The following is a 19,938-nucleotide window of genomic DNA, read 5'->3' as shown; positions in this document are numbered from 1 at the left end:
CGCGCTAGCTGGGAACCGTTGGATGTCGATATTTGTGAAAAGATGAAGAAAAGGCCTGCCGCAAGGTGGGCCTTTTGACCGTTAGGGGGACGTATGTCGCGGGTAATTTCTGTTGTGATTTTTGGGCTGGTGGGGGCGGCTTTTCTGAGCGCTCTTGGGGTGTGGCAATTGCAACGATTGGCATGGAAAGAGGGCGTTTTGGCCGAGATTGCTGGTCGGATTGAGGCAACCCCTGTGGATTTGCCGGAACAGGTAGACCGGGATGCGGATCGCTATTTGCCGGTCGTCGTTGAAGGCCGTTTTGATCGGGATGCGGTTCGGGTTTTGGTGAGTATGCAGGGGTCTGGCCCCGGCTACCGCGTGATTTCCGCCTTTGAAGTGGAGGGGCGCCGGGTGATGGTGGATCGGGGCTTTGTGTCGGAAAGCGTTAATTTGCCGGAGCCACCGGAAGGAACCGTCACCGTCGTTGGCAATCTGCATTGGCCCGATGAGGTGGATGGCTTTACGCCGGAGCCGGATTTGGTCCGCAACATCTGGTACGCCCGCGACGTGGACGCGTTGTCTGCGCAATTGCAGGCCGAGCCGGTTTTCATCGTGACACGGGAGATTTCGGCATCGGACGCGCCGTTAACGCCGCTTCCTGTGACGGCGGATGGCATTCCGAACAACCATTTGGGTTATGCAATCCAATGGTTTGGCCTTGCTCTTGTGTGGTTGGGGATGACAGCGTTCTTGCTCTGGCGTATCACGCGACGGAGTGTTTGAGGGAGCCTGAAATGCAATATGTCTCGACCCGAGGGCGCGCGCCCGTTTTGTCTTTTGAAGAGGCCATGCTTACCGGACTTGCGCGGGATGGTGGGCTTTATGTGCCGGCGGGAATTCCGCAGATGTCTCAAGGGGATATCGCGGCGCTGGCGGGGCTGTCCTATGAGGAAATTGCGTTCCGTGTGATGCGGCCCTTTGTGGGCGATACTTTTGGCGATGATGAGTTTGCTGCGCTGATTGAGGCGGCCTATGCCGGCTTTGGCCACAGCGCGCGCGCGCCTTTGAAGCAGTTGCAGGACAATCATTTCCTGCTGGAATTGTTCCACGGCCCCACATTGGCGTTCAAAGACTTCGCCATGCAGCTGATTGGGCAGATGTTCCAAGCCGCTTTGACGCGGCGCGGGGACCGGGTGACGATTGTGGGGGCAACGTCGGGCGATACGGGTTCCGCCGCGATGGAGGCGTTTCGGGGCCTTGATGCCGTGGATGTTTTCATCCTGTTTCCCCATGGTCGCGTATCCGACGTGCAGCGCCGTCAGATGACAACCGTGGCTGAGGCCAACGCCCATGCGCTCGCTCTGACCGGAGATTTTGACGATTGCCAAGCGCGTCTTAAGGATATGTTCAACCATTTCGAGTTTCGTGACCGGGTTCGGTTGGCGGGCGTGAACTCGATCAACTGGGCGCGGGTATTGGCGCAGGTTGTGTATTTCTTCTCTTCTGCGGTCTCTCTTGGCGCACCGCATCGGAAGGTCTCGTTCTGTGTGCCGACTGGCAACTTTGGCGATATCTTTGCCGGCTACATCGCCAAGCGTATGGGACTGCCGATTGATAAACTGGTGATTGCGACCAACCAGAACGATATTTTGCACCGCGCGATGGTTTCGGGCGGCTACACCACCGAGGGGGTTGTGCCCTCGATCAGCCCGTCGATGGATATTCAGGTGTCGTCGAACTTTGAGCGGGCGTTGTTCGATGCCTATGACCGCGACGGTGACGCCGTCGCGCAGTTAATGGATGAGCTGAAATCTGGCGGCGGCTTCAAGATCAGCCAAGGCGCGATCGGGCATTTGCGAGATACCTTTGCCTCCGGGCGGGTGTCTGAGGACGAAACCTCGGCCATGATCGCCCGCGCCTTGCCTGAAATGGGAGAGCTGCTTTGCCCCCATTCTGCCGTGGGCGTGGACGTGGCACAGGATTTCCTTGGGAAGACGCCTCTTATCACCTTGGCCACAGCGCATCCCGCCAAGTTCCCCGACGCTGTCGAAGCTGCTTCCGGCATCCGGCCTGGGCTGCCCGAGCGGATGGCAGATTTGTTCGACAAGCCCGAACGGGTGCAACGGGTAGAAAATGATCTGCACGCTCTAGAGCAAGTGATCGAAGGAGGCATCCGCACGTGACCGTCGAAATTCACACGCTCGCCAATGGCTTACGCATCGTGACCGAGCATATGCCGGGACTTGAATCCGCGGCATTGGGCATTTGGGTAAGCGCCGGTGGCCGCCATGAACGGGTCGAGCAGAACGGTATCGCGCATTTCCTTGAGCATATGGCGTTCAAGGGGACGAAGCGGCGGACTTCTTTGCAGATTGCCGAGGAAATTGAAGACGTTGGCGGTTATATCAACGCTTATACATCGCGCGAGGTAACAGCCTATTACGCCCGCGTTTTAAAATACGACGTGGCGCTTGCGTTGGATCTGATCGGCGATATCGTCCTCAATCCCATCTTCGACCCACGAGAGATTGAAGTAGAGCGCGGCGTCATTTTGCAAGAGATCGGCCAAGCCGCAGACACGCCCGACGATGTGATTTTCGATTGGTTGCAGGCCGCCGCGTACCCCGAACAGCCCCTAGGTCGCACAATTCTTGGACCGGCGGAGCGGGTGCAAAGCTTCGGTCGCCCGGATTTTGATCGCTTCGTGGCCGAGAACTATGGTCCCGGTCAGTTGATCCTGTCGGCCGCAGGCGCCGTGGATCACGATGAGATTGTGCGCCTTGCCGAAAAGGCCTTCGGACACCTGAAGCCGGTGCCTCAAACCGCCCCTCAGCCCGGGGCCTTCGGTGGTGGAGAGCACCGCGTTGTCAAAGGCTTGGAACAGGCGCACTTCACGCTTGCGCTAGAGGCGCCGGGGTATCGGTCGGACGATATTTACACCGCCCAAATTTATGCCACGGCCCTTGGCGGCGGCATGTCTTCGCGGCTGTTTCAGGAGATTCGTGAGAAGCGCGGCCTGTGCTATACGATTTATTCACAGGTCGGCAGCTACGATGACACGGGCCTGCTGACGATTTATGCGGGCACCTCGGCCGAAGATTTACCGGAGCTTGTGGGCCTGACAGTTGATGAGCTGAAGCGCTCTGCCGACACGATGACAGAGGCGGAAGTTGCGCGGGCGCGCGCACAGATGAAGGCGGGCCTTTTGATGGGGCTGGAAAGCCCCTCGGCTCGGGCCGAGCGTTTGGCGCGTCTGATCGCGATTTGGAACCGCATCCCGCCGTTGGAAGAATCGGTGGCCCGAATTGATGGTGTCACGCTGCAAGGGTTGGGCGAACATGCCAGCGCGTTGGGCCAGGCAGGTGCGGCAATGGCGCTATACGGACCGGTTGAAAAGGCCCCCGACCTTGCCACTGTGAGGGAGCGTTTGGCTGCCTGATGATCGCGCGAAAACGGAACCTGCGCCTAGAGACGGAGCGTTTGACGCTTCGCCTACCGCATCATTCGGACTTTCGTCCGTGGGCCGCGTTGCGGCATCAGTCGCGTGATTTTCTTGTCCCGTGGGAGCCGGTGTGGGCGGACGACCACCTGACACGGAAAAGCTTCACAGCCCGTGTCTATTGGGCGCAGCGCTCTGTCAACCAAGGCTCCGCAGTGCCGCTTTTCATCGTGCGTCGTGCCGATGATGCGCTGTTGGGGGCCATCACGCTGGACAATATTCGTCGTGGTCCGGCGCAGTCGGCGACGCTTGGCTATTGGATCGGCCTTCCGTTTGTGCGCCAAGGCTACATGCGTGAGGCCATCGGTGCAGTCTGCCATTACTCCTTCCATTCCCTGGATCTCAGCCGGTTGGAGGCCGCTTGCCTTCCCGAAAATGCCGCGTCGCGCGGTGTGCTGGAGAAGTCTGGGTTCAAGTATGAAGGCGTTGCGCAGAGCTACCTGCAAATTAACGGGCGCTGGCGTAACCATGTTCTTTACGCAAATTTGCGCAGTGACCGACGCGGGCGTACCGAAGTCGGGTGACGCGCGGCGACGGCTAGGGTAGGTCTGTTTTCATGACATGTCTTGATCGCCTGAAGGCTGAACTACCGCACGCATTGCGTGATGTTGAAGACCGCTATTTGGAAGAGCCTAGGGGCCGATGGCGGGGTAAAGCCTTGGCTGTCGTGGCACCGTCCAGCACCCAAGAAGTGGTGAAAGTCCTCGAAATTGCCGCGGAAACGCAGACTCCGGTCATCCCCTATTCCGGTGGCACGGGCTTGGTGAGCGGCCAAATCAAAGAACACGGCGCGCCGCCAATTCTGGTGACGATGGAGCGCATGAGCGCCGTGCGCGCAATGGATGCGCAGGCGGGCACGATGGTCGTGGAAGCGGGGGCGATCCTGCAAAACGTCCATAGCGTGGCCGAGGCCGAAGGCTGGATTTTCCCGTTAACTCTGGCGTCCCAGGGCTCAGCCAGGATCGGCGGCTTGTTGGCCACCAATGCGGGCGGCGTGAACGTCATTCGTTACGGAAACGCCCGAGATTTGGTTCTTGGGGTCGAAGCTGTATTGGCGGATGGCACCGTGGTTAACGGCTTGTCGCCACTGCGCAAGAACAACATGGGATATGACCTGCGCCACCTTTTGATCGGCTCGGAAGGGACGTTGGGCGTTATCACGGCGGCGACTTTGCGTTTGTTCCCAAGGCCCTCGGCTACAGGGGCCGCGCTGATGGCCGTGCCGTCTGCACATGCCGCGCTAGAGCTGCTGCGGATGGCGCAGGCGCAGATTGGAGAGGGGATTTCCGCCTTCGAGTTAATCGGCAGAGCGGGGTTCGACTTTCTTTCGGAAGTGGGGCCAGAGGTACGGATGCCACTTTCAGAAGTGCCGGATTGGTGCTGCCTGATCGACCTTGGCCTTGCGCAGGGCTCGCCCGAAGACGCACTAGAAGCCCTGTTCGCGGAAGCGTTTGAGGCCGGCTTGGTCACCGACGGCGCCATCGCACAGTCCGAGCAACAGCGATTGGATTTCTGGAACATTCGAGAGAGCATACCCGAAGCGAACCGCCGGATCGGTTCGGTGTCGTCCCACGACATTGCGGTTCCGGTGGCGCAAGTCCCTAGGTTTGTCGCGGAAGCGCCGGGGCGGTTGCAGAAGATAAACACGTTTAGGATCAACTGCTTCGGGCATTTGGGCGACGGGAATTTGCACTACAATGTGTTCCCACAACGGGGCAAAACACGCGCAGATCACGAAGGCGAAGCCGCGGCGGTGAAGGCCTGCGTCCATGATCTTGTACATGAAATGGGCGGCTCTGTATCCGCTGAGCACGGCATCGGGCGCCTGAAAGTGGGCGATCTGGAGCGCTACGGCGACCCCGGAAAATTGGCCGCTATGCGCGCGATCAAACAGGCGTTGGACCCGCATAATATCCTGAACCCCGGCGCGATGCTCCGATCGGAGTGAGCCGCGCCAAGGCAAAGATATCAGTGCGTTAGCTCCGCACGCCGGAGAAGCGTTCCGCCCATTCTTCACGTTGCTCATCGGCGATTTTCGCGAACAAGACCTCGGGCACTGTGAAGGCATGGCCACCGGGTAGCGCGGAAAGCGCGGTTTCCGCATCGGTCGGCCACGCGACATCTACGTTCATGCCTGCCGCCATTGCCTCAGCCGCGTCAGGGATGAAAGGCGCGGAAAGGCCAGCATAAAAGGGGATCAGGTTCAGGGCAAACCGGGTGACGGCGGCCGCCCGATCAGGGTCAGTTTTGAACGCGGTCCAAGGGGCTGCGGATTGCAGATACTCGTTCCCGGCGACCCAGATTGCGCGCAGTTCTGAGGCGGCTTTGCGCACGTCGATGGCGTCCATATGGGCTTGGTAAGCGGTAAGACGGGTTTGCAGATCGGCGATCAAAGCCGCCTCTTGCTCACCATATGCGCCCGCGTCTGGAACCACTTCGCCAAACTTGGAACGGCAGAATTTTGTGATCCGGCTCACAAAGTTGCCCAACACATCCGCCAGGTCTTTGTTCACGTCCTGCTGGAAGGTTTCCCACGTGAATTCGGAATCCGATGTCTCGGGCGCATGGGACAGAAGCCACCAGCGCCAGTAATCCGACGGCAGAATCTCCAACGCTTGATCCATGAAGACGCCACGGCCCTGAGAGGTGCTGAATTGGCCGCCATCGTAGTTCAGGTAGTTGAACGACTTGATGTAATCTACCAGCTTCCAAGGCTCGCCTGATCCAAGGATCGTGGCGGGGAATGATAGGGTGTGGAATGGGACATTGTCCTTCCCCATGAATTGCACATATCGAACGTCATCGGCGCCTTTATCCACACGCCACCAGCGCTCCCAATTCGAAATCGTACCTTCTTCCACAGCCTCGGCAGCGCAGGCGATATACTCGATCGGAGCGTCGAACCATACGTAGAAAACCTTCCCTTCCATGCCCGGCCAATCCGCATCACCACGTTTGACGGGCACACCCCAGTCCAGATCCCGGGTGATGCCCCGGTCCTGCAATCCGTCGCCGTCGTTTAACCATTTCTTTGCGATTGAGGTCGTAAGAAGAGGCCAGTCGGTTTTGGAAGAAATCCAATCGTTCAACTGTCCGCGCAGTTGCGATTGACGCAAGTAGAGGTGCTTTGTTTCGCGGACCTCAAGATCGGTGGACCCGGAAACGGCAGAGCGCGGTTCGATCAGATCGGTGGGATCAAGCTGTTTGGTACAGTTCTCGCATTGGTCGCCACGTGCCTTGTCGTAGCCACAGTTGGGGCAGGTGCCCTCGATATAGCGGTCGGGCAGGAAGCGGCCATCGGCGTGGGAATAAACCTGCTTCTCTTCCACTTCGGAGATCAGGCCAGCGTCGGCCAGTTTACCCGCGAAATGCTGGGTCAACGCATGGTTTTGCGGCGAGGAAGAGCGCCCGAAATGGTCGAAGGACAGGCGGAAGCCTTTGGCGATCTCGGACTGCACCGCGTGCATGTCGGCGCAGAACTCATCGACGGGCTTGCCTGCTTTGGCGGCGGCAAGCTCTGCCGGGGTGCCATGTTCATCGGTGGCGCATAGAAACAAGACCTCTTGCCCGCGCGCGCGCAGGTAGCGGGCGTAAAGATCGGCAGGCAATTGGGAACCCACAAGGTTGCCCAGGTGTTTGATCCCGTTGATATAGGGAATGGCGCTGGTGATAAGCGTACGGGTCATAGGTGCGGCCTTCGGAACATGCGGTTGCGGGCAGCTTTAACGCCGCAGGGCGCGCAAGGCCAGTGGCGGCATCACATCCGGCTTGCAATCATCCGGCCAAGGCCCGTGTCGGAGGCCGATACACAACCGCCAGTCCAATTGGCGGAGAAGACCACCCCATCGCCACGGGCGTGAAAATAGGCGCCGGTGCCGGTGCGGTCGCCATTGCAGAACGAGCCAGCATGGGAAACCTGAGCCCCATCGCCGCGCCCCTCGATCGTATAGCCGACCGAGTAGTTGTCATGCATCGGGCGATCAAACGGACGCGCCACAAGACCGGCCCTGTCCGAAAACCAATGCTGCGCAAGGCGCGCGTAGCTTTCGGCGGACATCTCCCATCCGCCATAGGACGACCGGGACCCCATGCGCCCGTGGATTGTGGCGTCGGTAATGCCTGCCGGCGCAAGGACGCGGTCCATGCAGGCCTCGGAATATGATTGCCCGGTCAGGGCTTCGATCGCGACCCCTAGTACGGCGTAATTGGTGTTGTTGTAGAAATAGCTGCGCGCGGTGCCCTGCATATTCTCTTCTCGCAGGGCTTCCGAGGCGATGCGGCGATGCAGGCCAAGGGCACCATGAAGGGTGCTGCCCATGGTGCCTTGGGTCAGGTCGGGCGCAAGGCCAGAGGTGTGATTGGCCAGGGCCGCCAGGGTGATCTGGGCGTTCCAAGGCTGCGGCGTAACCCGCACTGCGGACATCTGCGGGGCGATATCGCCCAAAGAGGTGTACCAGCTAAGCCCTTGCTCTTGCAGCACAACGTCCATGCAAATCCCGGTGATCGCTTTGGACAGGCTCGCCACGGGGACACTGGCATCGGTGGCCTGCGCCAGACCCGCGCGGTGCATTGTGCCATCGGGAAACAGCACCACCATTGCGCCTTGCGTCAGGCCGTTGTCGGCCATCCAAGTGCGCCAATCCCCCTCAATATTCGCCGCGAGAGAGGAGGGGGCGGCGGCTTCTGCTTCCGGCATCGGAATGATCGGCGCGGCTGTGGGGGACGTGGCCTCAGGCGCTTGGGGTGGGGTAATGCCAAGCAATGACGTGGCCATGTCGCGCAGGCTGATCTCGGCTGTGGGGCGGGCAAGGGCGGAGCTGTCGGCAGAGGCAACCTCGACCCGCTCTTGGCTGGCGGGAAGGCCGGACACGGCAAGATTGGCCACAGCAAAGAGGAACGCGGTGCCGATAACGACGCAAAGGGTGCGGAGAATGAAGGTCATGGAATACTCTGCCTGTTTTGTCGGGCAGAATATCACGGGGGATGGCGTCAGAATTGAGACGTGGATGGGGCGTTATTTGTCCTGATTGCGCCGAAAGATGCGCCCGACCTGAAACGAGGTGCGTGGTATCCAGACGTAGGGTTGCCGCGTATCTGACGCGGCGCGGCGGCCCATGCGGATCAGGCCGAACACGATCAGCCCGATGTGGGCGACAGAAACGAAGTAAAACAGGGCCGCGGGGCCATAGGCAGAAATCAGCCCCGAGGTGGCCAGTGGCGCAACGATGGCACCGCAAGCGAAGAAGAACATCAGCGCGGCCGACAGCTCGATCCGTTGGTCATCGCGCGCCCAATCGTGGGCATGGGCCGCCGAGATCGAATAGATCGGGAAGGTGGTAAACCCAAAGAGCAACGCCGCCCCGAACACGCCCGCAGGCCCAAGGACCGGCACGGCAACGGTCACGGCACATGACACGATGGAGGCCGCGGAAAAGCCGATCATGATCCAACGCCGGTCATAGCGATCTGCCAACCAACCCGCCGGCCATTGCGCCAAGGCGCCGCCTAACACGAAGGCGGCCAGAAACAGGCCGATGTCGCTGGCGGCCAAGCCCACTTGTTGGCCATATAGAGGCCCGGTCATCCGCAGCGACGCCGAGGAGACCCCCGCCACCACCACACCGCTGACCGCCAGCGGCGATAGGCGCCAAGCCAGCCAAGGGCGAAGGCGCGGCGTGCCGTGGCTTTCTGGTTGCTTCAAACGGGTCATCGTCAGGGGCAAAAGGGCGGCGCAACACAAGATCGCCAGCAGGTTGTAGGACACATAAGAGGCGGGGGCCAAAACGCCGATCATGAACTGCGCAACAAGCTGCCCACTGGTATCGACCATCCTGTAAATACCCATGGTGCGGCCTCGGTTCTGGTTCGTGGCCTTGGCCTGCAACCAGGCTTCGATCACCGTGTAGCAGCCCGCGATGCACAGCCCGATCGCGACTCGCATCAGCGCCCAAGCATAGGGGTTGAGGATCAGCATATGGGCCATCAGCCCAATGGCCCCCAAGGCGGTGCAAACCGCAAAGGCGCGGGAGTGGCCGACCGTTCCCATCAGGCGCGGTGCCCACCAGCATCCGACGAAGAACCCCAGGAAATGCGCCGATCCCAAAAGGCCGATATGCCCGTTGGTAAAGCCAAGTTCGGTGCCCGATAGCACGTCCAAGGGGCCCACACCGCTAGAGGAGAGTTGCAGCAGGATCACCGAAAGGAACAGGGCGGCGAAGGAAATCAAAAGACGCATGGGCAGCCTTGTTGGCTAGGGTCCGGTTTTTGTGCGCTTGTGGGGGCAGGGGCGCAAGCCTGTTTGCGTCACCCCAGGGGTGTTTTGGGGCAACAATGCCGCGCTTTAGGCAGGCTCCAACGCCGTGGGGCGCACCACATGGACCGCACCACGAGCGCTTCGGGTCACGGCCCAATCGGCCACCGGCGCGGTCCGCGCACGCAGCCGCGATAGCCGCCAGCGATCCGCGTCGGAGGTGTGATCCGGCATCAACTGCCATCGGCTCTCAACCCCGGCGGCTCCACCATTGCCGGGGGTCAGGATCACGCCCACAGGGGCGCGGCCCGTCTTCTCTCGTCCTGCCTCGGCCGCCAAATGCAGGCGGCGCACGGGCGTCAGGCCCGGCGGTTCTGGCAGGTCCAACACCACCAAGCGGTTCAACCCGCCGCGCAGAGCCTCTTCCATGCACCACAAAAGATCACCGGGGCGGCAACATTCCACAAAGATCAGGCGGCCCGGGTCAATCTCTTGCCGGACGCCTGCCAGATGCAGGCGATCGGGGTGCCAATCGGGCCTGATCCACAGGATTTGACTGGCTATATCGGTCTGCTTGTCGGACGCTGCCAACCAAAGGGCCAAGCGCCGCCGCCCGTGACCGCAGAACTCATGGGCGCGCGCGCCTGCCAGATCAAATTGATCCAGAAGCCGCAGGCCGGGCCGGGTTTTGTGGTGGGATTGACGGGTAAGCTTGGTGATGTCCATGGAGGGTAGTATAGATGTTCCCGATATGTTCTCAACCCTTGCACCTGCCGGAAAGCTGACTAGGTTGGCCGCGACGCAGCCCACCCCAGCGCTGCCCGAACACCGCTTCACGAAAGGCCTCCCCCTATGCGCGCGATCCCCTTAGGCTCGACCGACGAGACGATTACCGACTTCTGCCTCGGCACCATGACGTGGAGCACTCAGACCCCCGAAGCGGATGCCCATCGCCAGATGGATATGGCGCTTGAGGCCGGAATTGATGTGGTCGATACCGCCGAGATGTATCCGGTCAATCCCGTCAGCGCCGACACGATCGGGAACACGGAAAAGACCATCGGCAACTGGAACGCCGCCAATCCGTCGCGACGCGGGGAATATAAACTGGCAACGAAGCACTCGGGCCTGAACGAAGGCTTCGTGCGCCCCGGTCAGCCGATCACCTCGGCCACCTTTGCCGACACGCTCGATGCCTCGCTCAAGCGGTTGAAAACAGACTACGTGGATATCTACCAGCTGCACTGGCCCAACCGCGGCAGCTACATGTTCCGCCAGAATTGGACCTACGTGCCCAAAGGCGACCGGGCCGAGATCCTTGATGATATGCGCGACGTGCTGGAAGCCGCCGCTGCCGCGCAGAAGGCCGGCAAGATCAAGCATTTCGCCCTGTCCAACGAAAGCGCATGGGGCACTGCGCAATGGCTGCGACTGGCCGAAGAACACGGCCTGCCAAGGGTGCAAACGGTGCAGAACGAATACTCTTTGATGTGCCGCGCTTTCGACACCGACATGGCCGAACTGTCGTACCATGAGAAAGTGACGCTTCTGGCCTTCTCGCCGTTGGCGACAGGCATGTTAACCGGGAAATACAGCGGCGGGGCAGAGCCTGCGGGCTCTCGTCAGACCCTTTCCCCGGGCCTTGGCGGGCGCATGACACCACGTGCCTTGGCCGCCGCCGATGCCTATGTTGCCGTTGCGCGCAAACACGGGCTGGACCCGGTCCACATGGCACTGGCCTTCACCGTGCAACGGCCCTTTGCGGTTTCCACGATCTTCGGCGCCACCACGTCCGAGCAATTGGCCCACATTATTGAGGGCAAAGACATTGTGCTGTCCGATGAGGTCATGGATGATCTGACCGAGACCCATCGCCAACACCCAATGCCGTATTAATCGCCCATGTCCCGTATCCTGATCTTTGGTGATAGCAACACCCACGGCACCGTGCCCTTGCAGGTTTTGGGCCAATCCGACCGTTTCAAACCGGGCGTGCCATGGCCTGATGTATTGGCCGACCTGACAGGCCACACGATCTTCACCGAAGGTCTGCCGGGGCGCACCACTGTCCACGACGACCTGATTGATGGCGGCGCTCGCAACGGCGCTGCGGTACTACCCGCTGTGCTTTTGAGCCACGCACCGCTGGACGCGGTTATCATCATGTTGGGCACCAATGACCTGAAGCCACGCTTCGCCACATCCGCCTTCGATATCGCAAAATCGGTGGAGCGTTTGATCGGCATCACGCGGTCCCTCGTGCCGGCGGCCCGCATCCTCGTGGTTGCCCCCGCTCCGGTCACGGAAACCGGCGTTCTGCGCGATGCCTTTGCTGAAGCCGAGGCGCGACAACGGGGCTTGGACCGGCATCTGGCCGAGGCCGCCGCCCGCGCGGGCGTGGAGTTTGCCGCTGCCAAAGATTACGCCGCCGTGTCGCCCGTAGATGGCGTTCACTTGGACGAGGCTGGCCACAGCGCCTTGGCCCAAGGTTTGGCGCCGCTTGTGGCCGCGCTGCTTGACGGGCGGGGCTGAACGCGACCCGGCAACAGACCGATAGGACCGGGCCCGCCTTGCCGAGATAAGGTTAACGGATCTCGGCCCGCAGGCGCTTGAGCACACCTAGCACGTCATGGGACGCCACCGAGGCGTCTCGAACCAAACCATCAAAATGCTGCGTCATCGTACGCACGCGATCCTTGTCGCGAAACGCGAGGTAGTGACGGCCTATATACAGCACCGCCATCTTCGGCCCAAATACAGTGACCGGGGCCGAATAGGTAGTGCGCGCGTCGAACAGAACGATCCGCAGCGCCGGATACAGGCGGTTGTAGATATCGGCCATCCAGTCCAGTTGCTCGGCGCGCACATCCGCGCTCAGCCCGGTGTAATACCCTTCGGCGCGGGCAAAACTTTCCAACTCGTGGATCGGCATTGCCATCTCATAATCGCTAAGGGTCAAGGCCAACCAATCAAGGCGTTGGGCGGCGGCATCAATCGCCTGATCGGGCCTGCGGTGGGTCAGCGGCGCATATTCCCACCGCAACACGGCATCGGTTTTCAAGATGTCGGGCAGGGTCGCGGGGACGTGGCGGATTTTGTAGCCTTCGGCCTCTCGCTGCCATTCAAAAATCTGGTCGTCCAGCGTCGTTGCTCGCCCGGTTTCCGAGATCGACAGGCTGGTCGCCAGTAGCTTCCCCGCCTGTTCCGGCCTGTCCGACAGGCCAAGCAACCAATCCGCCGACACGTCGAGCGTTTGGGCACAGGCCGCAACCACATGCCCTCCGGGCACCCGCGCATCGTCCAAGGCCAGCATCTGCGTCACGGTGGAGCGGTCAATGTTCACCGCCCGTGCCAAGGCAGCCCGGCTCATCCCGGACGTGGTCAACGCGGCGATCAAACGCTCTCGAAACACCTGCGCCCGCGTAGATCTGCCCTGAGAACTCAGCATTGTTGATTTTATCCAGCATAGTTTGATTTGTGTAGAGAAGACCCTGACTGCTCCTGACAATCAAGGTGCCCTATCACCAAAACATGATGACGCGTCCCACCAACTTCCCCCCGGAATGGCCGACGCTGGCCTTAATATTCGCGTGTTACGGCGCTTGGGCCGCCACCTTGTTCTGGGTCCCGTGGAGCGTCGTGTCGGTGACAATCCTGATTCCGGTGATCGCTCTGCAAGCCTCTCTCCAGCACGAGGTTATCCACGGCCATCCCTTTGCCAATCGCCCTTTGTCCGAAGCCTTGGTCATGGCATCCCTCAACCTTGCCGTGCCGTTTCAGCGCTTTCGTGACACCCATTTGGCCCATCACACCGACGACACGCTGACCGATCCCTATGACGACCCCGAAACCAACTATCTGGATCCAGTGCGGTGGGGAGATCTTCCGCCTGTGTGCCGCGCCGTCTTGCAGGCAAACAACACGCTCCTTGGCCGCATTCTAATCGGGCCACTCTTAGGACAAGCAAGTTTCATGGTGTCCGAAGCCCGCCTGATCCGTGCCGGAAACCGTGTCGTCCTACGCGCTTGGGGCTGGCATATCGTGACCTCGGTGCCCGTTGTGGCGCTTATCATCGCCTCTTCCACATCACTCGGACACTACCTTGTCGCCAGCTACGGTGCCCTTTCGGTCCTGAAAATCCGCACCTTCCTAGAGCATCAGGCCCATATCTCTGCTTCTGGGCGTACCGTTGTGGTAGAAGATCGCGGGTTCTTGGCGTTTCTCTTTCTCAACAACAACTTCCACGTCGTCCATCACATGCACCCCGGCGTGCCTTGGTATCGCCTGCCAGGGCTATATGCGGCCAATCGAGGGGCATATCTCAGCAGCAACGACGGCTATCACTACGCCAACTATCGCCAGATCTTCCGAGACTACCTTTTGCGCGCGAAAGATCCCGTGGCTCATCCGCTCTACCCGCAAAAATAGCTTGGCATCCCCTTACTTGGGGCGCATGGATCACCCATGCCTCTTTGGATCATCGCCACAATCTTCGCCGCGTTCATGCAAAACCTCCGGTTCGTGCTGCAACGCCACCTCAAGGTCACGACCCTTTCCACGGGGGGGGCCACCTGGGCCCGTTTCGCCTTTGCCGCTCCCTTTGTCGCGCTGGCCCTGCTGATTTACAAATCCGCCAGCGGACAGGCTTGGCCCCTGATCGGCCCCGGCTACTGGAGCTATGTGACCACCGGAGCGCTCGCGCAAATGACGGCAACAGCCTGTGTCGTCGCATTGTTTTCGCGCCGCAACTTCTATGTCGGCATCACCTTGAAGAAATCCGAGGTCATCCTGACCGCCCTCATCGGCCTTTTGGTATTGGGCGAGGCCGTCAGCGGCTCGGTCCTTGTCGCCATCGGCGTGGGGTTTGTGGGGGTGCTCGTCCTCTCCGATCCGCCCCAGGAAGACGGCCTTCCTTGGCGCGCGCGAATCTTTAACACGGCCTCCGGCTTCGGCCTTGCTTCGGGGCTTCTCTTTGGGATATCCGCCGTGTGCTACCGGGGCGCGATCTTGTCTCTGGATGGCGGCGATGCGCCGCTTCGCGCCGCCATGGCGCTACTCACAGCGACAATCGTGCAAACCGCCACCCTCGGCTTCTGGCTTGCCCTGCGCGAGCGGGGGCAAATCGGCGCCGTCTTCGCGTCATGGCGTATCTCTTCGCTTACCGGGCTCACCTCAATGCTTGGCTCCATGGGGTGGTTTATCGCCTTCGCCCTGCAAACGGCGGCCTATGTCAAAGCGCTGGGGCAGGTTGAGCTGCTGTTCACCTTCCTCTTCTCCGCCTTCTGGCTGCGTGAAAAAACCAGCCGCAACGAAATCATCGGCATCGCCCTTATTATCGCGTCCCTCGCCCTCATCCTGTGGGCAGGCTTCCAAGGCTAGGCGGCCCCCTTCATCTTTTCAAAAATATCGCGGGGGGTAAGGGGGGCTGGCCCCCCTTGAACGCTCCCCAGATGCGTCCATGGCCGCTACCAATCTACAGCCTGTAAAACCGGCTTTCTTCCGTGCCGTTATCAAAGAATGGCACGCCGGGCGCGGCGCGGCCCTCTACCTTCGCGGCCAGTTCCGCAAGGACAACTTCAGTGATGAACGGCATATCGAAACTGCGCACTTCATCCAGAGGAATCCATTGCAGATGGCTCAACTCGTCCTCCGCCCCCGAAAAATCATCGGGATCAGAGGCCAAACCATCAGCATTTACCAGAAAGAACCGTGCATCGAACCGCCGGCTTCGGCCCGGTGGCGTAATGGCGCGGAACACATATTCCATCGCGGCGCCATCCGGCAGATGACCCGTCGCCAGATAGCCGCGCCATCCCTTGGGGGCGTCTATCGCTTCGGCCCGCGCGTCTTTGGCACCCAGTAACAGACCGGTCTCTTCCCAGATTTCGCGCACGGCGGCGGCCATCAGGGCAGTGCCATTGCCTCCATCGTGGGCAAGCCGTGTGGCGCAATCGGGGGCAGGGGGACGGGCGAAAGGGATCTGCGCGTCCACGGCATCCACAGCCCCGCCGGGGAAGACGAATTTCGACGGCATGAACGCGGCATCCTTGCCGCGCTGACCCATAAGAACCCGGGGGCGCGTCGCAGCATCCCGCAGCACGATCCCCGTGGCCGCGTCCCGAATGGCTGTCTTGTCGATCAAAACCCGTGCATCCGCTTGGCCCATTGCACGCCCACGATCAGCCCCTTGAACCGAGGTAGCAAGGCGAGCGCCATCACCACCACACCGATGCTGAACGTCACCGCCATGACCCAGGCCGAGGGTTGGAACAGCTCGTAAACCAACAACTGTAAAGATCCCATCACATGGGCCGTCACAAGGATCGACATATAGGCCGGGCCGTCATCGGCGCGGGCGCGGCTCAGGTCCTCGCCGCATTCCGAACAGGTCTTGTTCAACTTGAGGTACTTTTCATACAGCGCGCCCTCGCCGCAGTTGGGGCAACGATGCTTCATGCCTTTGCGGATCGCAGGCCAGACGGGCCGCTCCGCATCTGCGTCCAACACGGCGTGAACCGCAGGCGCTGTCTGTGTGTGTTGTGTCATAGGCGCAAAATGGCCCTTCCGCTGAAATAGGTAAAGGGGAGGCCCGTGCGACTTGAAAGCACGTCCCCATCGCAGCACCCAAAACTTTTTCCGACGGAAGTGCGCCCGCCCCCCGTGAGACTAAGCAGACGAGCAAAACAAAGGAGACACTCGTATGACTTTCCTGAAAGCAGGCACATTGGCCCTTATGATCCCTCTCGCGCTGAGCGCGCCGGTTTCGGCCCAAGAAGCAGACCGTCAAGGCGGGCCGCGGATGATCTTCTCAGAAATGGATGCCGATGGTAACGGTGCCCTGACCTTGGAAGAGCTTCAGGCCGCAGGCTCTAACCGTTTCGAGGCAGCAGATGCCGACGGCAACGGCGCCTTGTCGCGGGACGAGCTTCTGGCACAGGCCCAAGACCGGGCAGAATCCCGTGTGGACCGTCTGTTGGAACGCGCTGATGCCGATGGCAACGGCGAACTGACAGTGGCCGAGATGGAAGAGGCCCGCGAAGAAGGTCGGGGCCGAGGCCGGGGCCATGGCCGCCGTGGCGGTCGCGGTGGCCCGAACCCGGAGCAGATGTTCGAGCGTATGGACGCCGATAGCGACGGGTCCGTGACACAGGCCGAATTCGACGAAGCCGTCGCTCAGATGCTGGAGCGGATGGGCCGTCGCCACGGTGGCCGTGGTAACTAAAGCGGGGTGGGGCCTGCCGATTGGCGGGCCCCCTTCATCGGGCAGGGGCCGCATTGTTCAAATAACGATGGCCCATTTCCTGAAGACGAGCAGCAGGATAGACAGGCAGAATGACCACGGCCGACACACAGCTTGGCGCGTTGGATGATGGGGCTTTGATGGTCCTGTTCGCCAATGGCGACCCACAGGCCGCGCGGCTATTGAGCGAGCGTCTGCTGCCGCGTGCCTACCGCCATGCGGTGCGGGTCTTGGGCAATGCGTCAGATGCCGAAGATGTGGCGCAAGAAGCCATGTTGCGCCTGTGGCGCGCGGCGGCGGACTGGCGCACGGACGGGACGGCCAAGCCCTCGACTTGGTTGCATAAGGTCGTGGCCAATCTTTGTGTGGATCGGCTGCGCCGATCCGGGCGCTCGGTTGAATTGGGTGACGATGATTTTGCAGACGACAGCCCCAGTGCGGATGCGCGCCTGCAAGACCAACGCCGCATGGCGGCCTTGGATGCCGCCCTGTCTGAATTGCCGGAACGGCAGCGGCAGGCAGTGGTTTTGCGCCACATTGAGGGGTTGTCGAACCCCGAGATCGCGGCGGTTCTAGAGATTGGCGTGGAGGCTGTCGAAAGCCTGACAGCACGCGGGAAAAGGGCGCTGAAGGTGGCGCTGGAAGGTAAGAAGGAGGCCTTGGGATATGACGGATGAGCACAACAAAGACCCGCTAGAGGCGCTGTTTGCACAGGCCAAAGCGGATGGTCCCGGGCCCGACCTGATGGCTCGCGTATTGGCAGACGCCGATGCAGTGCAAAGCCATAGTACGACGAGCGCTCCTGCCGCGGAAAGCCGTTCCGGCGGGACATGGTGGGCGGGACTTCTCAGCGTGCTCGGCGGTTGGAGCGCTGTTTCAGGCATCACGGCAGCGGGCGTGATGGGGCTGGCGGTGGGGCTTTACTCGCCTGACACTGTATCGGGCTTTCTGGACGACCAAAGCCTGTTTTTCGGCACCGATGCGCTTGAGATGACCCCTGATATGGCGGATTTCTGGACGGAGGACGGTGATGTCTGAAGACAATAAACCCCGAAGCCCGAAGTGGGTGAAGGTGGTGCTTGTGATCTCGTTGGCGATGAACCTTGCGGTCGCCGGATTGGTTTTCGGCACCTTCGCGCGCGGCGACGGAAATAGGGATCGGGTAGAACATTCTATGGCGCTGCGGTCTTTGGGGCTTGGGCCGTTCTCTCGGGCCTTGTCGCCTGAGGATCGCGACGAGCTGCGCGAGCGGGTCACCCGCAACGGGGTGGAACTGCGCGAAGAACGCCGCGCGGTGGGCCGTGAGTTGCGCCAGATCGAACAGGCGTTGCGGGTGGAACCTTTCGATCGCGCTGGCGTGGAAACAGCGCTTTTGCGATCCCGCAACCTCGTGGTCGCTTTGCAAGAAGTGGGCCACACGGCCCTGTTGGACCAAATCGAAACGATGAGCTTCGAAGACCGCATTGCGCTTGCCGATAGTCTAGAAGAGGTGACGCGACGCAATCGCCGTCCGTAAGCTGCGCCCTTTGAGCAGAGTGCTGTTAAGCACAGTAGGTAGGCGTCAGGCCGCGGCTACGCAGACATGGCTGACTTGGTTACGCCCATGGGCTTTAGCGCCGTAAAGGGCGGTATCGGCCTGGTGGATCAGGGCCTCTGGAGTGACGCCTGGGATCTCTCCAAACACCTCGGGCAGGGCTAGCCCGACGCTTGCCGTCACCCGAATGGGGAAGGTGTCATCGCCCAGATCAAAGCTAGTCCCACCAATGCACGATCGCAGCCGCTCGGCGCATTCCTTCGCGGTGTGCACATTGGCCCCGGTCAAAGCGACTAAAAACTCTTCCCCCCCGATGCGGGCCAAAAGATCGTTGGCCTGAAGTTGTCCGCGAAGGCGGGTCGCAACCTCTTGCAGCACCGTGTCTCCGGCGGCATGGCCGAAGGTGTCGTTAATACTTTTGAAGTAGTCCAGGTCTATCATCATAACAGCCAACCCTGCGCCGGGCCGGGCCATCATTTGTTCCATCCGGTGAAGGGCGAAACGACGGTTATAAAGCCCGGTCAAGGGATCGGTGATCGAGGCTTCGATACTCGCGCGAACACCTTCGCGCATACGGTCGGATTGACGCTTGCGGTCCAGTTGCGCGGAAATTCGGATCGCCAGTTCCTGCGCGTCGAACGGGTCGTGCAGCACGTCACTGGCCCCTAAATCCAACGCAATCGCGGCCCGTTCGCTATCGCCTTCGGGCAGCACCATAACACAAGCGGCGTGGCGCGTACCGGGGCGGGACCGTAGGTCCGACAGCAAGCGTAACCCTTCGTTGCGCTGGTTCAAATCGACAGAAATCACAAAAACGTCCGGCATCTCCCCGTCATGGGCGTTTTGGGACAGGGCCTTTTCCTTGGGGATAGCTTGCACATCGCCCCCGGTGCGGGCATCGATGGCGGCTTTCCACAGAACCGCGCCACGGGGGCCGGGGGCCACCAGTGCGACGCGACCGGGCTGGGTTTTCCCTTCAAACCCAAGCGCTGCCTCGGCGAATCCAAACGCCGATACTGTGTCGCTACGCCCGCGCAGTTCTTTTACAGAATCACTGGCCCGCAGAAGCGACCGCACCCGGGCAAGAAGCGTGACTTCCTCCACCGGCTTCGTCAGAAAATCGTCCGCGCCCGCCTCCAGCCCATCCATTTTGGCAGAGCGATCCGTGAGGGCGGTGATTAACACAACGGGAATATCGGCGGTTTCCGGGTCCTGCTTCAGGGCCCTGCACACTTCTAACCCGCTCATGTCGGGCATCATGACGTCCAGTAAAATAAGGTCCGGCTTAGAGCTTCGTGCGGCCTTCAGGGCTTCTGTCCCATTCTCTGCCTGCTCAACGGTGTAACACGCGGCCGTCAGTTTGACTTTCATCACGATCCGATTGGTCGCAACATCGTCAACGACAAGTATACGTCCCGCCATGAGCTATTAAC

General features: G+C 60.9%; 21 protein-coding genes. 13 read left to right on the top strand and 8 right to left on the bottom strand.

Annotation, left to right across the window (positions count from 1 at the left end; translation table 11 throughout):
- The first annotated feature begins 93 nt into the window (after positions 1–93).
- Genes K3728_13595 through K3728_13575 form a run of 5 tightly spaced genes read left to right on the top strand, consistent with a single transcriptional unit; the run spans position 94 to position 5,429 of the window.
- Positions 94–765 carry an SURF1 family protein gene (locus K3728_13595; protein UWQ94728.1) on the top strand — a complete coding sequence of 224 codons (672 nt, stop codon included), beginning with the start codon at positions 94–96 and terminating at the stop codon, positions 763–765.
- An 11-nt stretch (positions 766–776) separates the two neighbouring features.
- Positions 777–2,165 (top strand): threonine synthase, encoded by a 1,389-nt coding sequence (gene thrC / locus K3728_13590; protein UWQ94727.1) that lies wholly within the window; start codon positions 777–779, stop codon positions 2,163–2,165.
- Positions 2,162–3,421, top strand: coding sequence for an insulinase family protein (locus K3728_13585; protein UWQ94726.1), 1,260 nt, complete (start codon positions 2,162–2,164; stop codon positions 3,419–3,421). Before thrC ends, K3728_13585 begins: the two co-directional genes overlap by 4 nt.
- A complete protein-coding gene (locus K3728_13580; protein ID UWQ94725.1) occupies positions 3,421–4,005 on the top strand; it encodes a GNAT family N-acetyltransferase in 585 nt (194 codons plus the stop codon). The genes K3728_13585 and K3728_13580 overlap by 1 nt, the downstream gene beginning before the upstream one ends.
- 32 nt (positions 4,006–4,037) lie before the next feature.
- Complete coding sequence (locus K3728_13575) at positions 4,038–5,429, top strand: FAD-binding oxidoreductase (protein UWQ94724.1); 1,392 nt, start codon at positions 4,038–4,040, stop codon at positions 5,427–5,429.
- A 28-nt stretch (positions 5,430–5,457) separates the two neighbouring features.
- Here K3728_13575 and metG read toward each other — a convergent pair whose 3' ends face one another.
- From metG to K3728_13555, 4 genes are all read right to left on the bottom strand, one after another.
- Positions 5,458–7,167, bottom strand: coding sequence for a methionine--tRNA ligase (gene metG / locus K3728_13570; protein ID UWQ94723.1), 1,710 nt, complete (start codon positions 7,165–7,167; stop codon positions 5,458–5,460).
- A gap of 71 nt (positions 7,168–7,238) precedes the next feature.
- Positions 7,239–8,423: a beta-lactamase family protein gene (locus tag K3728_13565; protein ID UWQ94722.1), complete on the bottom strand. Its 1,185-nt coding sequence runs from the start codon at positions 8,421–8,423 to the stop codon at positions 7,239–7,241.
- Positions 8,424–8,495: 72 nt separating this feature from the next.
- Complete coding sequence (locus K3728_13560) at positions 8,496–9,716, bottom strand: MFS transporter (protein ID UWQ94721.1); 1,221 nt, start codon at positions 9,714–9,716, stop codon at positions 8,496–8,498.
- Positions 9,717–9,821: 105 nt separating this feature from the next.
- Entirely contained in the window at positions 9,822–10,457 is a 636-nt protein-coding gene (locus K3728_13555; protein ID UWQ94720.1) for a hypothetical protein, read from the bottom strand.
- 126 nt (positions 10,458–10,583) lie between these two features.
- Here K3728_13555 and K3728_13550 point away from each other — a divergent pair, with 126 nt between their 5' ends.
- Complete coding sequence (locus K3728_13550) at positions 10,584–11,627, top strand: aldo/keto reductase (protein UWQ94719.1); 1,044 nt, start codon at positions 10,584–10,586, stop codon at positions 11,625–11,627.
- 6 nt (positions 11,628–11,633) lie between these two features.
- Entirely contained in the window at positions 11,634–12,263 is a 630-nt protein-coding gene (locus K3728_13545; GenBank protein UWQ94718.1) for a GDSL family lipase, read from the top strand.
- Positions 12,264–12,315: 52 nt separating this feature from the next.
- Here K3728_13545 and K3728_13540 read toward each other — a convergent pair whose 3' ends face one another.
- The gene (locus tag K3728_13540; GenBank protein UWQ94717.1) at positions 12,316–13,179 is read right to left on the bottom strand and encodes a helix-turn-helix domain-containing protein; all 864 of its coding nucleotides are present in this window, start codon (positions 13,177–13,179) and stop codon (positions 12,316–12,318) included.
- A gap of 86 nt (positions 13,180–13,265) precedes the next feature.
- Between K3728_13540 and K3728_13535 the strand changes: the two genes are divergently transcribed.
- Together K3728_13535 and K3728_13530 are read left to right on the top strand one after the other, a co-directional pair.
- Entirely contained in the window at positions 13,266–14,159 is an 894-nt protein-coding gene (locus K3728_13535; GenBank protein UWQ97560.1) for a fatty acid desaturase, read from the top strand.
- Between the two features lie 36 nt (positions 14,160–14,195).
- Entirely contained in the window at positions 14,196–15,110 is a 915-nt protein-coding gene (locus K3728_13530; protein UWQ94716.1) for a DMT family transporter, read from the top strand.
- A 94-nt stretch (positions 15,111–15,204) separates the two neighbouring features.
- Here the strand turns inward: K3728_13530 and K3728_13525 are convergent, their stop codons facing one another.
- Together K3728_13525 and K3728_13520 are read right to left on the bottom strand one after the other, a co-directional pair.
- Positions 15,205–15,897 carry an NUDIX hydrolase gene (locus tag K3728_13525; GenBank protein ID UWQ94715.1) on the bottom strand — a complete coding sequence of 231 codons (693 nt, stop codon included), beginning with the start codon at positions 15,895–15,897 and terminating at the stop codon, positions 15,205–15,207.
- Entirely contained in the window at positions 15,870–16,277 is a 408-nt protein-coding gene (locus K3728_13520; protein ID UWQ94714.1) for a DUF983 domain-containing protein, read from the bottom strand. Before K3728_13520 ends, K3728_13525 begins: the two co-directional genes overlap by 28 nt.
- Before the next feature lie 154 nt (positions 16,278–16,431).
- Between K3728_13520 and K3728_13515 the strand changes: the two genes are divergently transcribed.
- The 4 genes from K3728_13515 to K3728_13500 all read left to right on the top strand — a co-directional run bounded on the left by K3728_13515 (position 16,432) and on the right by K3728_13500 (position 18,487).
- Positions 16,432–16,953 (top strand): hypothetical protein, encoded by a 522-nt coding sequence (locus K3728_13515; GenBank protein UWQ94713.1) that lies wholly within the window; start codon positions 16,432–16,434, stop codon positions 16,951–16,953.
- Between the two features lie 110 nt (positions 16,954–17,063).
- On the top strand, positions 17,064–17,648 hold the full coding sequence (locus tag K3728_13510; GenBank protein ID UWQ94712.1) for an RNA polymerase sigma factor: 585 nt from the start codon (positions 17,064–17,066) through the stop codon (positions 17,646–17,648).
- Positions 17,638–18,009, top strand: a complete 372-nt coding sequence (locus tag K3728_13505; GenBank protein UWQ94711.1) for a hypothetical protein — start codon at positions 17,638–17,640, stop codon at positions 18,007–18,009. Before K3728_13510 ends, K3728_13505 begins: the two co-directional genes overlap by 11 nt.
- Positions 18,002–18,487, top strand: a complete 486-nt coding sequence (locus tag K3728_13500) for a periplasmic heavy metal sensor (GenBank protein ID UWQ94710.1) — start codon at positions 18,002–18,004, stop codon at positions 18,485–18,487. Before K3728_13505 ends, K3728_13500 begins: the two co-directional genes overlap by 8 nt.
- A 45-nt stretch (positions 18,488–18,532) precedes the next feature.
- On the opposite strand, the gene K3728_13495 is transcribed toward K3728_13500, so the two are convergent.
- A complete protein-coding gene (locus K3728_13495; GenBank protein UWQ94709.1) occupies positions 18,533–19,927 on the bottom strand; it encodes a diguanylate cyclase in 1,395 nt (464 codons plus the stop codon).
- Positions 19,928–19,938: the final 11 nt, after the last annotated feature.

This window comes from Rhodobacteraceae bacterium M385, from assembly GCA_025141835.1.
Lineage (GTDB): Bacteria > Pseudomonadota > Alphaproteobacteria > Rhodobacterales > Rhodobacteraceae > Gymnodinialimonas.
This window is presented reverse-complemented; position numbering and strand designations above follow the sequence as displayed.

Coding starts and splice junctions, on each gene's coding strand:
- K3728_13595 (UWQ94728.1), top strand. CDS start 94: ATGTCGCGGGTAATTTCTGTTGTGATTTTTGGGCTGGTGGGGGCGGCT.
- thrC (UWQ94727.1), top strand. CDS start 777: ATGCAATATGTCTCGACCCGAGGGCGCGCGCCCGTTTTGTCTTTTGAA.
- K3728_13580 (UWQ94725.1), top strand. CDS start 3,421: ATGATCGCGCGAAAACGGAACCTGCGCCTAGAGACGGAGCGTTTGACG.
- K3728_13575 (UWQ94724.1), top strand. CDS start 4,038: ATGACATGTCTTGATCGCCTGAAGGCTGAACTACCGCACGCATTGCGT.
- metG (UWQ94723.1), bottom strand. CDS start 7,167: ATGACCCGTACGCTTATCACCAGCGCCATTCCCTATATCAACGGGATC.
- K3728_13565 (UWQ94722.1), bottom strand. CDS start 8,423: ATGACCTTCATTCTCCGCACCCTTTGCGTCGTTATCGGCACCGCGTTC.
- K3728_13560 (UWQ94721.1), bottom strand. CDS start 9,716: ATGCGTCTTTTGATTTCCTTCGCCGCCCTGTTCCTTTCGGTGATCCTG.
- K3728_13555 (UWQ94720.1), bottom strand. CDS start 10,457: ATGGACATCACCAAGCTTACCCGTCAATCCCACCACAAAACCCGGCCC.
- K3728_13550 (UWQ94719.1), top strand. CDS start 10,584: ATGCGCGCGATCCCCTTAGGCTCGACCGACGAGACGATTACCGACTTC.
- K3728_13545 (UWQ94718.1), top strand. CDS start 11,634: ATGTCCCGTATCCTGATCTTTGGTGATAGCAACACCCACGGCACCGTG.
- K3728_13540 (UWQ94717.1), bottom strand. CDS start 13,179: ATGCTGAGTTCTCAGGGCAGATCTACGCGGGCGCAGGTGTTTCGAGAG.
- K3728_13535 (UWQ97560.1), top strand. CDS start 13,266: ATGACGCGTCCCACCAACTTCCCCCCGGAATGGCCGACGCTGGCCTTA.
- K3728_13530 (UWQ94716.1), top strand. CDS start 14,196: ATGCCTCTTTGGATCATCGCCACAATCTTCGCCGCGTTCATGCAAAAC.
- K3728_13525 (UWQ94715.1), bottom strand. CDS start 15,897: ATGGGCCAAGCGGATGCACGGGTTTTGATCGACAAGACAGCCATTCGG.
- K3728_13520 (UWQ94714.1), bottom strand. CDS start 16,277: ATGACACAACACACACAGACAGCGCCTGCGGTTCACGCCGTGTTGGAC.
- K3728_13515 (UWQ94713.1), top strand. CDS start 16,432: ATGACTTTCCTGAAAGCAGGCACATTGGCCCTTATGATCCCTCTCGCG.
- K3728_13510 (UWQ94712.1), top strand. CDS start 17,064: ATGACCACGGCCGACACACAGCTTGGCGCGTTGGATGATGGGGCTTTG.
- K3728_13505 (UWQ94711.1), top strand. CDS start 17,638: ATGACGGATGAGCACAACAAAGACCCGCTAGAGGCGCTGTTTGCACAG.
- K3728_13500 (UWQ94710.1), top strand. CDS start 18,002: ATGTCTGAAGACAATAAACCCCGAAGCCCGAAGTGGGTGAAGGTGGTG.
- K3728_13495 (UWQ94709.1), bottom strand. CDS start 19,927: ATGGCGGGACGTATACTTGTCGTTGACGATGTTGCGACCAATCGGATC.